At 53.2% G+C, this 15,587-nt stretch carries 14 protein-coding genes; 8 read left to right on the top strand and 6 right to left on the bottom strand.

The window, feature by feature from the left end; translation table 11 throughout:
- Positions 1–71 precede the first annotated feature (71 nt).
- From MKJ04_RS04150 to MKJ04_RS04140, 3 genes are all read right to left on the bottom strand, one after another.
- A complete protein-coding gene (locus MKJ04_RS04150; RefSeq protein ID WP_241639626.1) occupies positions 72–3,026 on the bottom strand; it encodes a DUF2723 domain-containing protein in 2,955 nt (984 codons plus the stop codon).
- 124 nt (positions 3,027–3,150) lie between these two features.
- On the bottom strand, positions 3,151–3,741 hold the full coding sequence (locus MKJ04_RS04145) for a T9SS type A sorting domain-containing protein (protein WP_241639625.1): 591 nt from the start codon (positions 3,739–3,741) through the stop codon (positions 3,151–3,153).
- 263 nt (positions 3,742–4,004) lie between these two features.
- The gene (locus tag MKJ04_RS04140; protein ID WP_241639624.1) at positions 4,005–4,754 is read right to left on the bottom strand and encodes a biotin--[acetyl-CoA-carboxylase] ligase; all 750 of its coding nucleotides are present in this window, start codon (positions 4,752–4,754) and stop codon (positions 4,005–4,007) included.
- A 50-nt stretch (positions 4,755–4,804) separates the two neighbouring features.
- Here MKJ04_RS04140 and rsfS point away from each other — a divergent pair, with 50 nt between their 5' ends.
- The 5 genes from rsfS (at position 4,805) to MKJ04_RS04115 (ending at position 9,630) form a co-directional block, all read left to right on the top strand.
- Positions 4,805–5,185, top strand: a complete 381-nt coding sequence (gene rsfS / locus MKJ04_RS04135) for a ribosome silencing factor (RefSeq protein ID WP_241639623.1) — start codon at positions 4,805–4,807, stop codon at positions 5,183–5,185.
- Between the two features lie 68 nt (positions 5,186–5,253).
- A complete protein-coding gene (gene ftsH, locus MKJ04_RS04130; RefSeq protein ID WP_241639622.1) occupies positions 5,254–7,389 on the top strand; it encodes an ATP-dependent zinc metalloprotease FtsH in 2,136 nt (711 codons plus the stop codon).
- 13 nt (positions 7,390–7,402) lie between these two features.
- Complete coding sequence (locus MKJ04_RS04125) at positions 7,403–8,056, top strand: lactate utilization protein C (RefSeq protein WP_241639617.1); 654 nt, start codon at positions 7,403–7,405, stop codon at positions 8,054–8,056.
- Complete coding sequence (locus tag MKJ04_RS04120; protein WP_241639616.1) at positions 8,040–8,810, top strand: UDP-2,3-diacylglucosamine diphosphatase; 771 nt, start codon at positions 8,040–8,042, stop codon at positions 8,808–8,810. Before MKJ04_RS04125 ends, MKJ04_RS04120 begins: the two co-directional genes overlap by 17 nt.
- Entirely contained in the window at positions 8,800–9,630 is an 831-nt protein-coding gene (locus MKJ04_RS04115; protein WP_241639615.1) for a hypothetical protein, read from the top strand. The genes MKJ04_RS04120 and MKJ04_RS04115 overlap by 11 nt, the downstream gene beginning before the upstream one ends.
- Positions 9,631–9,633: 3 nt before the next feature.
- Here MKJ04_RS04115 and MKJ04_RS04110 read toward each other — a convergent pair whose 3' ends face one another.
- Together MKJ04_RS04110 and MKJ04_RS04105 are read right to left on the bottom strand one after the other, a co-directional pair.
- Positions 9,634–9,957: a DMT family transporter gene (locus MKJ04_RS04110; RefSeq protein ID WP_241639758.1), complete on the bottom strand. Its 324-nt coding sequence runs from the start codon at positions 9,955–9,957 to the stop codon at positions 9,634–9,636.
- A gap of 179 nt (positions 9,958–10,136) precedes the next feature.
- Positions 10,137–11,009, bottom strand: coding sequence for a GNAT family N-acetyltransferase (locus MKJ04_RS04105; RefSeq protein WP_241639614.1), 873 nt, complete (start codon positions 11,007–11,009; stop codon positions 10,137–10,139).
- Positions 11,010–11,189: 180 nt separating this feature from the next.
- On the opposite strand from MKJ04_RS04105, the gene MKJ04_RS04100 reads away from it, so the two are divergent.
- Positions 11,190–12,347, top strand: coding sequence for a zinc-dependent alcohol dehydrogenase (locus MKJ04_RS04100; protein ID WP_241639613.1), 1,158 nt, complete (start codon positions 11,190–11,192; stop codon positions 12,345–12,347).
- Positions 12,348–12,681: 334 nt separating this feature from the next.
- Here MKJ04_RS04100 and MKJ04_RS04095 read toward each other — a convergent pair whose 3' ends face one another.
- Positions 12,682–13,452 (bottom strand): IS5 family transposase, encoded by a 771-nt coding sequence (locus MKJ04_RS04095; RefSeq protein WP_241639612.1) that lies wholly within the window; start codon positions 13,450–13,452, stop codon positions 12,682–12,684.
- A 71-nt stretch (positions 13,453–13,523) separates the two neighbouring features.
- On the opposite strand from MKJ04_RS04095, the gene MKJ04_RS04090 reads away from it, so the two are divergent.
- Complete coding sequence (locus MKJ04_RS04090) at positions 13,524–14,309, top strand: hypothetical protein (protein ID WP_241639611.1); 786 nt, start codon at positions 13,524–13,526, stop codon at positions 14,307–14,309.
- Position 14,310: 1 nt separating this feature from the next.
- Positions 14,311–15,573, top strand: a complete 1,263-nt coding sequence (locus MKJ04_RS04085; RefSeq protein WP_241639610.1) for a glycosyltransferase — start codon at positions 14,311–14,313, stop codon at positions 15,571–15,573.
- Positions 15,574–15,587: the final 14 nt, after the last annotated feature.

Raw genomic sequence — 15,587 nt, 5'->3', positions numbered from 1 at the left:
GGGTCGGGAAAAAAAGGGCCGGACTGTTTGCTACAGCCCGGCCCTTTTTACTGCAACTGCAGCGGTTTTGTTTAACGGCGCATGCGCTGCAGGTACTGCATAAACTGCTGTTGCAGCTCACTGGCGCGGTCCTGCATGCCCAGCTCCTCGGCGGCACCGATCAGCTGCTGCAGAATCACCATGTTTGTCTGGATCTCGGTATCGAACAGGGCGCCTTTCGCAAAGTAATAGTCCAGGGCCTGCTGCGAGTCCTTGGCCATTTCGTCGAGCAGCTGCTCGGCTTTCTCCTGCTCTCCAAGCGCATCGTATATCGGGATGAACTGTGGGGTATAGTAGTCGTAAGGCACCGATTTCCCGGGGAGCTTCTCGAAACAGTAGTCTACTATCTCTTTCGCCCTGGCGGTGTTCCCCTCTGCCAGGTATGCGGAGGCCAGGCGGGCAAATTTGTCGCGGGCATTAGCCGAGAAACGGTAGTAGTTCTCATCATAGAAGATGTCGGGGTTGTCGAAGTTGCGGAACTGGAACTTCTTCATCATGTTCTCATACATCAGCTCCTTGTCTACATATCCCTGCTCGTCCTTCTCCGTCGATTTCACGGGCACGACCCGGTAGGCAAGGCCCTCCAACTGGAAGTGGTCGGCAAGGCCCATGAAGTCGGCGCTGTTCACAGTGGTGGAGAAGTAGATCGGGCGCATCCAGTCGTTGGTTGCCAGCAGGTCCAGCATGATCAGGTGCTTTTTCTCCAGCATCGACTTGTTGATCGTCCACTTCATCTGGCTTTCCACCTCGTCTTGCTTGTCTTTGGCCACGAAGCCCATCTGCAGCACCTTCGCCTTATCCACATCCAGGAAGAAGTTCTTGGTTGGCATCGTGAGGAGTGTGGTGCCCTGGCCATACTGCACCTGCAGGGCCGGGTGGTTCTCCTTGATCAGCGCAATGTACTGGTCCAGGTTTATACCCGCCGCCACCTGCGGACGCTCCACATACGGCAGGAAGTCGTTGGTGCCCTGGCGGTAGTTCGCGTTCTCCAGCGTTAGCGGCCACGGCTCCGATTTATAAGAAGGGCGCTTCATCTGATCGATGTACCAGTCTGTGTTCAGATAGCTGAGCACGGCCACGCGCACGTCTGTCCGGTAGCCCTCCACTTCCTGCGCATACCATAGCGGGAACGTGTCGTTGTCGCCGTTGGTGAACAGGATCGCGTTCGGGGCGCAGGAGTCGAGCAGGTTCTTGGCAGAGTCCACAGACTGGTAGCGCTCGGAGCGGTCGTGGTCGTCCCAGCCCTCTGCCGCCATGATGCCCGGCACCGCCAGGCCGATCAGGGTGGCGACTGCGCCCCGGGTCTGCGTGTTTTTCAGGCCCTTCGAAAGCAGGTCGGCCAGCCCCATCACCCCCAGCCCTATCCAGATGCTGAAGGCGTAGAACGAGCCCGCGAAGGTATAATCCCGTTCCCGCGGCTCCACGGGCGGTTGGTTGAGGTAAATGGCAATGGCGATGCCAGTAAAGAAGAAGAGCAGGCCAATCACGAAGGCGTCTCGCTCTGCTTTCCGCACCTGGTATATCAAACCGAGGATACCGATCAGGAGCGGCAGCATGTAAAAGTTGTTGCGGGCCTTGCTTTCCAACACGCGCTCCGGCACATTGGCCTCATCGTTGCCAAACCAAAGAACCCCCGCATTCTGCACGTCGCTCTCGCGGCCCACAAAGTTCCACAGGAAATAGCGCCAATACATAAACCCGAGCTGATACCGGAACATGAAACTCAAGTTCTGCCCAAACGTCGGTGCCTGGCCTTCGCGCAGGTCTACCCATTTCTTGTAGGCGTCTATATGCTGCGGCTGGTCGCTGTAGATGCGGGGCAGCAGGGTTTTGTCTTTGCTGTCGTATACCGGCTCAATCTTCGGATTGGCTGGCAGGTAACGGTCTTTGCCACGCACATAGCGGGGAGCGCCCTCTTCCTGCGACACAGGCTGGGCATTGTATTGCGGGCCATACAGCAACGGGCGGTCGCCGTACTGCTCGCGCTTTAGGTATGCCACAAAGGTCAGGATGTCATCCGGGTCGTTCTCATCAATCGTGGGGTTATAGGACGAGCGGATCGGGATAATCATATAAGAGGAGTACCCGATCACTACGAACACGAAGCAAAGCATGGCCGTGTTGAGCACCCGGATGTTATGCTGGATGGAGTAGCGCAGCCCAAACACGATCAGCGCGATCAGTAGGATAACAAACACGATCAGTCCGGAGCCGAACGGCAGCCCGAAGGTGTTGATGAAGAATACCTCAAACTTGCCTGCCAGGGTAGGCAGCCCAGGTATAATCCCCCAGAGGATGGCCACCACAACCACGGCACTGATGGCAAACGCCACCACGCCGCCCCAGAAGGTTGGTTTATACAGTCGGAAATAGTAGATAAAGGCCAGGGCCGGAATCGTGACCAGGTTCAGGAGGTGGGCACCGATGGAAAGCCCCACCAGATAGGCAATCAGGATGAGCCATTTGTCGGAGTGCGCCTCGCCCACTTTTGCCTCCCAGCGCAGGATGGCCCAGAAAACGATGGCCGTAAAGAATGACGACATGGCATATACCTCTGCCTCCACCGCCGAGAACCAGGCGGAGTCGGAGAAGGTATAGGCCAGGGCTCCCACTGCACCGCTTCCCATGATCAGGAGCAGGTTGCCTTTTGTAGGAGCAGCGCCTTCCTTCACCAGCAGGCGGCGGGCCAATATGGTGATGGTCCAGAACAGGAACAGCACCGTGAACGAGCTGCACAGCGCCGAGAGCAGGTTTACCCACCAGGCCACTTGCGTGGGGTCTGCGGCAAACATCGAGAACAGGCGGCCTACCAGCAGGTAGAACGGTGCCCCGGGCGGGTGAGGCACCAGAAGTTTGTATGAGCAGGCGATGAATTCGCCGGCATCCCAAAAACTGGCAGTCGGCTCCAGGGTGAGCACATAGGCCGTAGTTGCGATAAAAAACACAATCCAGCCCACGATGTTGTTTATCTTCCGATAATCCGTCATAACGATAGTTGATTCAGCCCCGAAAATAATAAATAATGTAAAGCGGCTGTGGAATAATTAGAGGTTTATAAAGAAAAAGCCGACCAATTGGCCGGCTCTGGTATAAATGCAGGATGTCGCTCGCTTACTTTTGCAGCACGAGGCGCTTAGTTTCTATCGTTTTGTCGTTCACCAGCAGGCTGTAGAAGTATACGCCCGAAGGATAGCTGCTCAAGTCCAGTTCCACTTCCATTCTGTCGGCTGGGGCAAGTTCGTGCACCCTGATCACACGGCCAATGGTGTTGGAGATGCGGATCTTATAGGTGTTGTCGCCGGGCAGGTTCAGGGCAAGGCGGGTAATGCCACGCGATGGGTTCGGGTATGCGTTGATGGACGGCACTGGCTTGATTTCGCGGCCCGGTGCCAGGGCAGCCAAGGTAATGCTGGCATACATGGCTTTGTCTCCTCTGGCCTCTACCACGTGAAATACCTGGCTAACAGAAGAAGCGAATATCTGGGAGCAGGTATGTTTCTCAGCATTCACCACAAAGGCGGGACGTGAGTTGTTGGCAGACACCACTAGCTGGGAGCCTCCTTTTTCTGGCATAAGCTTCCAGTTTGTGTTATCGCCTTTGCTCACTGGCACAATTCCCTCGTTTACAGCAGTTGCCGCAAAGCTGAGCAGATGCGACGTGATGAGCGTAACAACTAAAGCTACTCGTGTAAAAATTTTCATAGACAATTATTTTTTGCAAACCTGATAAGAAATTGGCTTACACATCAAATATAGCTTAAATAAGCAAATTATCTTCTACGTTATTTAAAATATTTGTAAATAAACCAAACTGCTGCTCCCGTTCGTTACCGTCGCATTGCAGTCTGAACATCGATATCAATTACCATGCCCCACTTTAGCGGGGGCGGCTTCTGCCAAAAACATTATTAACACTCCCCCAAATCGGACGTTTCGCTGAGGCAAACTTGTATCCGGAACGGTTCTCAGATGCAGTAGCTTATTTCTTTAAAACCGAAGTAGCGCAGCTCGTTTTCAACCGCAACCGCGAGCCGCCCGTCTTCGGCAACGCCCACAATCTGCCCTTGTACTTCACAATCGCCTACCAGAAAAGCGTGCACCTCCTGATAGCGGTATAGCGCCTGCAAGTAAGCATAGCGCAGGTTATCCGTCTGGCCCCGGCGCAACTCCAGGTAGCGTTTCTCCAGCAACTCGAGCAGCCTTGCTGTCAGTTTCTCAACATTTAGCGGCCGCCCCAATACCTGACGCAGCGATGTGGCCGTTGTATACCCGAACTGCATCTGGTTTACATTTAAACCAATGCCAACGATACTGTGTTGCAAGGTATTGCCATGTACCGTGTTCTCGATCAGGATGCCACCGAGTTTTTTATCCTCGAAAAACAAGTCGTTCGGCCACTTGACCTTCGCTTCGGCCATCCCTTGCTCCTGCAGGAGATCAAGCGCGGCCAGCGACACCGCCATGTTGAGGCTGAACTGCTGCCTGGCAGCCAGAAAGGAGGGCGACAGGACCACCGAGAGCGTGATGTTCATGCCGGGCTCAGCTTCCCAGGAATTTCCCCGCTGCCCGCGCCCCTTGGTTTGGTGGCCCGCCACTACCGTGCAGCCCTCTGTGGCTCCATTTTTGTTAAGAAGCAGTTGGGCTTCTGAGTTGGTAGACTCACATACCGGCAGAAAATAAAGCTGCTGGCCTATAAACAGCGTATGAGGCACCATAACTTAAGCGTATATTTAGTACTTTTACAGATCAAATTTAAAGAGCACAAATGAAAGAACCCAAGGTTGAGGCTACTTCAGACATATTGGCAGAGCTTGTAGTAAAGGGAATGCAGGAAAAGAAGGCCACCGATATTGTTGTTATTAACCTCAAATCACTCAAAAACGCTGTTTCTGATTATTTCGTGATAGCATCCGCTAACTCCGACACACAGATAGACGCCATCGCTACCTCCATCGAAGAAGAAGTATTTAAGAAAATCCGACAGAACCCGTGGCAGAGTGAAGGCCGCACCAACAACGAGTGGGTGCTGCTGGACTACGTAGACGTGGTGGCACATATTTTCCTGAAAGACAAACGCGAGTTCTATGCGCTGGAAGAGCTTTGGGGCGATGCCCAGATAGAGCGCGTTGCGTCAGCATCAGAATAAACATTTGCGGCCGCACCCGAACAAATCGTAACGGCCAGTGTTTCTCATATATCTGAATTTAAACATCAATGGCAGAAAAAAATAACAAAGGCAATACCAAGAAGAAAAAGCCGATGATCCCGAACACGCCGCCGCGGCCTACCATGCAGCTGTGGATGCTGGCGGTGCTGATTCTGCTGATCTTCGGGCTGACTTACTTGAACAACAGTAACTCTTCCATCGAAACAACACAACAGGACTTTGAGGAGATGCTGTTGAGTGGCGACGTGAAGAAACTCACCATCGTGAACGGTAAAACCGTGGAGGTGCGCCTGAAAGACGAAGCCCTTCAAAACGACAAGTATAAAGGCGAGCTGAACGACCGTGGTGTCCTGAATGTGGACAGCAAGGGGGCACAGTATCATTTCCAGATCATCTCCGCCGAAACATTCAAGGAAGACCTGGAGAAGCTGCAGGAGAACATCCCGAAAGACCAGCGCGTGGGGTATACCCTCGAGAACCGTACCGGCTTTGCTGATTTCTTTCTGCAATGGGGCTTCCTGATTCTGCTCGTGTTTGGTTTCTGGTTCCTGATGCGCCGTGTCACCACGGGGGGCGCAGGTGGCCAGATTTTCAATATCGGCAAGTCAAAAGCGGCTCTTTTTGATGCTGAGAACAAAGTGAAGATCACGTTTAAGGACGTGGCTGGCCTGGAAGAGGCAAAAGAAGAGGTGCAGGAGATCGTGGAGTTCCTAAAGACTCCGGCTAAGTTTACCATCCTGGGTGGTAAAATACCAAAAGGCGCACTGCTCGTAGGCCCTCCGGGAACGGGTAAAACGCTGTTGGCGAAGGCTGTGGCAGGCGAGGCGGACGTACCGTTCTTCTCACTCTCCGGTTCCGACTTTGTGGAGATGTTTGTGGGAGTGGGTGCCGCACGTGTGCGTGACCTCTTTAAGCAGGCAAAAGCCAAAGCGCCGTGTATCATCTTTATCGATGAGATTGACGCGATTGGCCGCCACCGTAGCCGTGGCTCTACGCCAGGCGGAAACGATGAGCGCGAGAACACCCTGAACTCACTGCTAGTGGAGATGGACGGTTTCGCTACAGACTCCGGCGTTATCATATTGGCGGCTACGAACCGCCCCGACACCCTGGACTCTGCCCTGTTGCGCCCCGGTCGTTTCGACCGCCAGATCAGCATCGATAAGCCCGACATCAACGGCAGAACCGAGATATTTGACGTCCACTTAAAGCCGCTGACACTTGCCGCTGACGTGGATGCCAGAAAGCTTGCTGCCCAGACGCCTGGTTTTGCCGGCGCTGAGATCGCCAACGTGTGTAACGAGGCGGCCCTGATAGCGGCCCGTCGCAACAAAAAAGCAGTGGATCAGCAGGATTTCAACGACGCCATAGACCGCGTGATTGGTGGTCTGGAGAAAAAGAACAAGATCATCTCGCCAGAGGAAAAGAAAATTGTAGCCTATCATGAGGCAGGCCACGCAGTTGCCGGCTGGTTCCTGGAGCACGCCGATCCATTGGTGAAAGTAAGCATTGTGCCGCGCGGCGTTGCAGCCCTTGGGTATGCACAGTACCTCCCGAAAGAGCAGTTTCTGTATACTACCGAACAGCTGATTGACGAGATGTGCATGGCACTTGGCGGACGAGCTGCCGAGGAACTTGTGTTCGGGAAAATCTCTACAGGCGCTCTTAGCGATCTGGAGCGTATCACGAAAATGGCCTACAGCATCGTGACCATGTATGGTATGAACAAGAAGATCGGTAACGTGTCGTTCTACGACTCCAAGCAGAACTCCGATTATACCTTCAACAAGCCTTACTCTGAGTCTACTGCACAGACAATTGACGAGGAGGTTCGCATTATCATCCAGTCCGCTTACGATCGCACCAAGCAGTTACTTACCGAGAAAGGACCTGAGCTGGAGGTGATTGCACAGGAGCTGCTGGCAAAAGAGATTCTGTTCCAGAGCGACCTGGAGCGTTTGGTTGGTCCGCGCCCGTTTGAGGCGTTGACCGCATACCAGGCGCACACGGCTGGCACAGACCGCAGCAAGACGCTGAGCGAAGTGGAGCCACATGCCCCAGTGGAGCAAGGCCTGACAGATCATCCGGAGCAGCACGAGGGCCAGGTGCCCGGCACGCCTCTGAATGGAAACGGCAGCACATCCGCCGAACAGAATGACTCCGTAAACTCTAGAACCGCTTGACCTTAACAGGTATATGTACGAAGCAAAATCTAAAGAAATAGTGTTAAGAAGAGTAAGAGAGGCGCTGGCTAAGTCGGCGCCTTTCCTGCCTCCTACCCCAGACTTCACGTCTCCGCTGCACCCGGTGGTTCCTCTGGAGGACATGTCCATCGTTTTTGCAGAGAACTTTATCCGCAACAGCGGCGTGTTTATCTACTGCGAGAATCAGGAGGATTTTTTCGATCAGCTTTACATCTATAAAAAAGAGCAGAACCTGCAGCATATGTATGTATGGGAGCGCAATCTTCAGGCGGCCCTCCAACATGCCGGCATCGAGTTCAATGACGATGAAGAGACTTTCGTGCGCAATGCGGAAGCTAGCCTCACTACCTGCGAGTCGTTGATTACCCGCACAGGCAGCGTACTGATGAGCTCTGCCAACGCCGGGGGCCGCAGACTGAGCATTTACCCTTCCACACATTTGGTTGTGGCCCAGGCCAGCCAACTGGTGCCCGACATCAAAGACGCGTTGCAGCGCATCCGCACAAAGTACAAAGAGAATTTCCCGTCTATGGTTTCGATGGTGAGCGGGCCGAGCAGGACTGCCGACATTGAGAAAACGCTCGTTATGGGTGCCCACGGCCCGAAAGCTTTAGTCCTGTTTCTGATAGATGACCTTCCGCATTAACGAACTCCCTGCCGGGAAGAAAATCTACTTTGCCTCCGATTTCCATTTAGGCGTGCCTGATGCCGAAACCAGCAAAACAAGAGAGCAGAAGATTGTGCGTTGGCTGGAGATGGCACGGCAGGATGCGGCTGCCATTCTTTTGGTAGGCGATATCTTCGATTTCTGGTTTGAGTACAAGCATGCCATACCCAAGGGCTTTGCACGGCTGCAGGGCAAGCTGGCCGAACTGACAGACGCAGGCATACCGGTGCTCCTCTTCACGGGCAACCACGACATGTGGATGTTCGACTATTTCCCGCAGGAACTCAACATCCCGGTGCTGCGGCACCCGATCTCCACCACTTTCGGCAACAAGACGTTTTATATCGGGCATGGCGACGGCCTTGGCCCGGGCGACCATACCTATAAACTGCTGAAACGGGTGTTTGACAACAAGGCCTGTCAGTGGCTTTTTGCCCGTGTGCACCCAAACCTCGGTATCGGGGTGGCGAACATGTGGTCGAGGAGAAGCCGCATCAGCAACATTAAAAAAGACGAGGATTTTCTGGGGGACGACGAGTGGCTGGTGCAGTATTGCCGGGAAATGGAACAACAGCAGCACCATGACTACTACATCTTCGGGCACCGTCACCTGCCTTTAAACTTGCCCATCGGTGACAGTAGCCGGTATGTGAACCTGGGAGAGTGGGTCAATTTTTGCACGTATGCCGTGTATGACGGGGAAACGCTACAGTTGGAAACCTTTGAAGGCTAGCGCATACATACTGGTTCTGGTACTGGCGCTTTTCCTGGCACCGCGGCTTACAACTGCCCAGCCTGGAGGCGACCGCGAGTTGCTTTACAGCCACAGTATCCCGCTTAATTCCCCCACTCCCATCTCACAAGACCGCAACGGCCATATATACCTGCTGGACCCATTGCGCAACCTCCTTCGCCTTGACTCCCTGGGCCGACCACTTGATACCTTCTCCCCTCCTAGCCGGGGCCGTATCAGCACGATCGAGGCCTGGAACCCGATGAAGCTGCTGCTCTTTTACGAGGACAGACAAGCCCTGCTGCTGCTCGACCGCTTTCTGCGCCCCATCAGCAGCACCGACCTGCGCGATATCAACTTCGAGGGCATTGCCAGAGTAGCTACGCTGTCTGCCGACGACGGCTTCTGGCTGTTTGACGAAACCAACCTGACACTCAGCAAACTGGACCTGCGCCTGCGCAAGGTCACGGTAGAGACGCCGCTTAACCTTATCCTGGACCGGGAACGCTTTGATGTGCGCCAATTGCGGGAGTACCAGAATATGCTTTACCTGCTTGACTACAACAACGGACTCTATGTGTTCGATAATCTGGGGAACTACAAGAAGCGTATCTCTTTTGAAGGGGTCAGTTATGTGGGATTCCGGGGAAACACACTGTATTTTGTGCAGCAAGGCGCGCTGCATATGTATGATTTGTATACCTCAGAGAAACAAAGTATCGCCTTACCAAAAGGCGGGAAATACCTGACGGCACTTATCGGAGAGAACCAGTTATACCTCTTTGCCAAAGACAGGGCGGATGTATACCGCTGGCAGTAGCTTCTATCGGGTGCCGGAGAACAGCTTTAGCCCCACTACCCCGGTGATGATCAGGAGGATGCACAGGATACGGATAAAGTCGCGGGGCTCGTTGAGGAAAACAATGCCAAGTATGGCCGTGCCCGCCGCCCCAATTCCGGTCCAGATACCGTAAGCGGTGCCCAGCGGCAGCTGTTTCATCGCCTGCGACAGCAGGACAAAACTCAGGATCATCACGATAACGGTCACGACGCTGACGCCAACTTTGGTAAAGCCCTCGCTGTATTTCAGCCCGAAAGCCCATCCTATTTCACAGATGCCCGCCAAAATCAGGTATACCCACGCTATATTCATTTTTTGCCCTTAGTAGATGTGCTGGTAAAGATACCTATTGTTGCAACCTCATATCAAGAGCATGTTTAAATTTCGTTTTTAGAAGCGAAATTTAAACATGCTCTAATTGATTGCCATAGCCAACGCTATTTCTCCCTACTTGATTCCTCATATCCAAGCTTAACGGTTATACTTCAGGATGCGATTGGCATCAGCATTTCATACTGCCTCAGCAAATGATTGAAGTGGCGTCGGCTGAGATAGTGCACGAGCGATGCGGCAGAAGTGTCTACATTTACAAACATCAGCGAAGGGGCTTGGGCGAGCCGGACAGCCTCGCGCAGCAGCGCGGTACCGACGCCTCTGCCACGGTGCGCCTTGTCTACGGCAAACTGCGCCACAGAGCCTGTGCCAGGGAAAAAGGCGATATACCCTACAATTTCCCGGTCCCAGGTCCGTGCCTCTAACAGCACCGTCTGCTCCGGGCTTTTCCGTATCGCCTCAGCCGTGTTCTGCCACGAGGGTTCCGCTTCCCAGAAGCAGCAGTAGGTTCTCCAGTCAGGCGTTGCTGCCTCAGAGATGGTCACATGGTCCGGGGCCTCCACCTGCAGCAGCAGTTCTGCCTTGGGCGCCCTGAACAGATCCAGTGTCCGCGTCACCTGAAATCCCACGGCCTTGTACGCCCGCAGGGCCGGTGCATTTTCCTGGATCACCTCCAGCAGGCACTCCTCAATACCGCTTTGCCTGAGCTTGGGCAACAGAAATGCATACAGCTGCTGCGTCAGGCCATACCCCCTGTATTGGGGCAGCACACCGGTGCCGGCATTGTAGGCCGCCGGGTGCCCATGCCATTCGCCGAGACCGGTGAGGATGAAGCCTGCCATCTCGGTGCCCACATAAGCCGCCACGCAGAAGGGAAGCGCTATCCCCTCGCGCTTGATCTTCACCTTGAACTCGTCGGCGCTCAGTTGCACGGGCATCAGGTAATCTGAGAAAGACTCCAGAAAGGCATCATGCAGTTCTGGCACCTCGCTCTCAGAAAGAAAGGAGAATCGGAAGTCTGGCATCGCAAAGGGATATAGAAAGGTCTAGTTCGTTTACGTCGGGGCCCGGAAAAGTTTATTGTTGCGGTACCGGTTAAATGGGCACCCGGGTTACAACTCGTTCAGCACCTGCGCCGTTTATAGAACCTAAATCATAAAGCAAGACTGCCTGGCAAGGGCGTCTTTGAACCTTACAAACTTACTATGAAAGCAGCAGTATTTCACAAAATGAAAGACATCCGGGTCGATAACGTAGAAGACCCGAAGATCCTGGACCCGCGCGACGCGATCATCCGGGTTACCTCTACCGCTATTTGCGGCTCCGATCTCCACATTTACAATGGTATGATTCCGCAGGCGAGCAACATGGTGATGGGCCATGAGTTTATGGGTATTGTGGAGGAGACCGGTGCGCAGGTGAAGAACATCAAAAAAGGCGACCGCGTGATTGTGCCTTTCCCGATTTCCTGCGGCAGCTGCTTCTTTTGCCAGCATGGGCATTACCCCCATTGCGAGAACTCCAACCCCGACCACTACGGCCCCGAGGGCGGCCTGCTGACCCAGAAAGGCGCGGCGCTGTATGGCTACACCGACCTGTACGGTGGCTACGCGGGTGGGCAAGCCGAATTTGTGCGCGTGCCCTTCGCCGACGTGGGTCCCGTGAAAATATCCGACCAGTTCACCGACGAGCAGGTACTCTTCCTGACAGACATCTTCCCGACCGGCTACTCTGCCGTGCACTGGGGCGAGGTAAAGGGCGGCGAGACGGTTGCCGTGTTCGGCTGCGGCCCTGTGGGGCTCATGGCGCAGAAAGTAGCCTGGATAAAAGGGGCCAAGCGCGTGATCGGCATCGACCTGGAGAATTACCGCCTGGACATGGCGCAGCGCTCTGCAAAGTCAGAAACCATTAACCTCAAAGACATGGACCCTATTGAAGCGATCCGGGAAATGACCGGTGGACGCGGAGCCGACGTGTGCATCGACGCAGTGGGCATGGAGGCGGACAAATCGCTGCTGGACCGCGCAAAGTCGGTTGTCCATCTTGAGAAAGGCACCATCAATGCGCTGCAGATGTGCTTTAGCGCCGTGCGCCGGGGCGGCATCGTGTCGATTGTCGGGGTATATGGCTCTCCTTATGACAACTTCCCGCTCTACCAGATTTTCGACAAGGGCCTGACCCTGAAAATGGGACAGGCGCCGGTTCAGTTGTTTGTTGATGAACTGTACAGCTGGGTAGACCAGGGTAAAATCGTGCTGGATGACATCATCACCCATACCCTCCCCCTCGACCAGGCCTCCTACGCCTATGACATCTTCAACAAGAAAGAAGACAATTGCGTGAAAGTGGTGCTGAAGCCGTAAGATAACTTTCGCCTTTAAAGGCGAGATGCAAACAAGCTATAAACGCAAAACAGTGGTGCCGCAAAATCGCCACTGTTTTGCGTTTATTTTTTTATCTTTCCTGCATGCACTGTTTTAGGGCAAATACATGGTGGATGTTTCTGTACTCATTCTTAACTACAATACCTTTCAACTCACGTGCGCATGTATAAAATCTATATACAGCCGCACAGAGGGTATATCCTTCGAGATAATTCTGATAGACAATGGCTCAACGGAATGCGCCCCAAAACGCTTCAAAGAAAAATTCCCGGATATCATCTTAGAGCATGTTTAAATTTTAACTTTCTGTTTTTCAGGTCATTCGGTTTAATATCACCTGGCAGTTGTGCCATAGTACCCAGCTTTCGGCGCTTCGGGGTGTTTTTTCATGGTCCTTATCGAGCCTTCTGAAGAAGTTGAACGTGCCGAAAGCCCGCTCGGTGACCCATCTCCACTTGACGGGTACAAAGCCCTCTGTGCCTGGTGGCTTGGAGCTTATCTCCAGTTCCACCCCCAGCAGGTTCTCGCTCACCCACTCCATGAACACCTGCTCATAGGCCGCATCGGCCAGTATCTTCTCCATCCGGTGCAGGTAGCCCCTGAGCGGGGCCACCACCCGCTGAGCCAGCACCCCGTCGGCCTTGTTGGCCGCATGCACCACCACGCCCCACACCAGGCCCAGCGTGTCGGTGATCACGTGCCGCTTCCTCCCGTTGACCTTCTTGTTGCCGTCCACGCCCGTCTCCTGGCTTACAAACGGGGCTGTCTTAACCGACTGGGAGTCAATGCTCAGCAGGCTGGGCGAGGCCTCCTTTCCCTGCCTTTCCCGCTCCCTGATGTTGAGCAGCCAGTTGAGGCTCTCCAGCGTGCCGTCCGCCTGCCACTTGTGGAAATAGTAATACACCAGTTGCCATTTAGGGAAAAGCCCCTCCGGCAGGTTGCGCCACTGGCCGCCCACCCGCAGCATGTAAAAAATAGCGTCTACTATAACCCGCAGCGAGTGTTTGCGTTTTCTCTCTACAGGCAGCGATGCCTTCACCACCTCCCATTGCGAGTCAGTAAGTCTCTTATACTGAGATTCCATAAGCTTAAATTTTTGGTCACTTTTAACTTACGGACTGACTCGCTCTTTTTTACAAAATCAAAAATTTAAACATGCTCTTAGTTGAAAGCAGCCTGAATTTGGGCTTTACAAAGGGAAACAACCTGGGCCTGAAGTATGCTTCCGGAAAAACCATTCTCTTGCTCAACAGCGATACCGGATTACTCAACAACAGCATCGCACTTGCCTACCGAAGGCTGCTGGCGTCTGAAAAAGTAAGGGCGCTCACAGGCAAAGTTATAACCCCCGCTGGAAAGGTGCAGCATGTCTCACAGCGTTTCCCGTCCATCACCCTTGTTTTGCTGCAAGTGCTTCGCCATTTTCATCTCATGTCGGCATCCAGGCGCTCAAATGTCTTTCTTGGTGAATATTTCAAGTATGACGAAGAGGCTAACCCAGATTGGATTTGGGCAACTTTCTTTCTTATCCGCAGAGAGGCAGTGGCAGCTTTTCAGGGAGGCAAATTCCCTGAGGAATTTTTTATGTATGAGGAGGATAAGCTTTGGGGTTATTATCTACAGCAAAACGGATATAAGCTTTTGTATACACCTTTGCCGCTTGTGCTCCACCATGTGTCGGGCAGCAGCCCGCACAGAGAAGACGAGATAGCAACTAACAAGATTATTTTGCAGAATGAGTTTCAGGTCATTGTCCTCACGAAAGGAATTTGGTATGCAAGAGTCTACTTTCTGCTAAAGGCGCTCCAGTATTTTACGTCCGGCTATACACATGCCAAGCCGTTGGCCAGACTTTATTGGCGCGTTATGAGGAATTTTTCTGTATCTGAAAGAGCGCCTAAACACCTAGACAGTTTGCCTGAAAAGCAGCAACCAGCATAATATGAAACTGCGCATTGCCTACTGTGTCAGCCACTTTCCGTATCAGTCGGAGACGTACTTGCTTAACCAGTTGAAAGAGCTGTTGGAAGAAGGACATGAGGTCACTATTTTTTCGATAGGCCAATTCGACACGTACCCCAAACACGCTGTTATTGAGAAATACAAATTGCTGGAGCGGACGATTTATAGACCTCCTATTCCCAAAGGGCGTTTCAAAAGGCTGGCAGTGGCCTTTAAACTCCTGCTCCAAAACATACCCCATGCCAAGCACCTCCTCCGGACACTAAACGTGGCAAGGTATGGCACGTATGCGCTGAACCTTCAGTTTTTCTACGACGCTATTCCATTCCTTCGCAAAAAAGAGTTTGACATTGTACACTGCCAGTTTGGCCCAAACGGTATAAAGGCACTCAACTTCAGGGAAATCGGGCTTTTAAACGGTGCCCTGATTACCTCTTTCCATGGCTTTGATATCAATGAAAAGGAGTTCTTGTCATGGCCTGAACACTACTCCAGAAAAGGGCTTTACAGAGACCTGAACCAGGCCTGCCACATTTTCACAGTAAGCTCACGCTTTTCAAGGCATACAGCCGCCAGCCTTGGTATTGCCGCTGGCAAAATAGAAGTGCTCCCGGCTGGTCTAGACACACAGAAGTTCAGGCGGAGGGAACAAGGCACTCGGAAAAACTCATCTCCATTTATACTGCTAACGGTGGCACGCCTGGTTGACGTCAAGGGAATAGCCTATGGCATACGTGCCGTGAGCACGCTTGTGCAGGAGTTCCCAAACCTGCTATACCATGTGATTGGGGAAGGCGAAAAAAGAGCCGAGCTGGAAGAATTGATTAATTCGCTAAATTTACAGAATCATATCTGCCTCCATGGTGCCGCCACACAGGAAGAAGTGTTGGAACATTACCAGATGGCTGATGTGTTTGTTTTAACCGGGGTTGAGGCAGCAGACGGGGAAGTGGAGACCCAGGGCTTGGTGGTGCAGGAGGCGCAGAGCATGGAATTGCCGGTAGTGGTAACGGATGCGGGAGGCACCGCCGAAGGAGTGCTTGAGGGTATAACAGGCTTTGTCGTTCCGCAAAAAGATGTTACGGCTATCGTTGAGAAAATCCGGTATCTACTTGAAAATCCAGAGGAAAGAAACAGATTAGGCAAGGCCGGGCGGGCATTCGTAGTTGAGCAGTATGACGCCAAGGTACAGCACCGCAGGCTCATGGAGTTATACCATCGCCTACTGCGCCAGGAAGCGTAAGCAACGGCCTCGTG

The sequence above is a fragment of the Pontibacter sp. E15-1 genome, from assembly GCF_022601975.1.
GTDB lineage: Bacteria > Bacteroidota > Bacteroidia > Cytophagales > Hymenobacteraceae > Pontibacter.
Note: the sequence above shows the minus strand (reverse complement) of the source record. Positions and strands in the feature narration are given on the sequence as shown.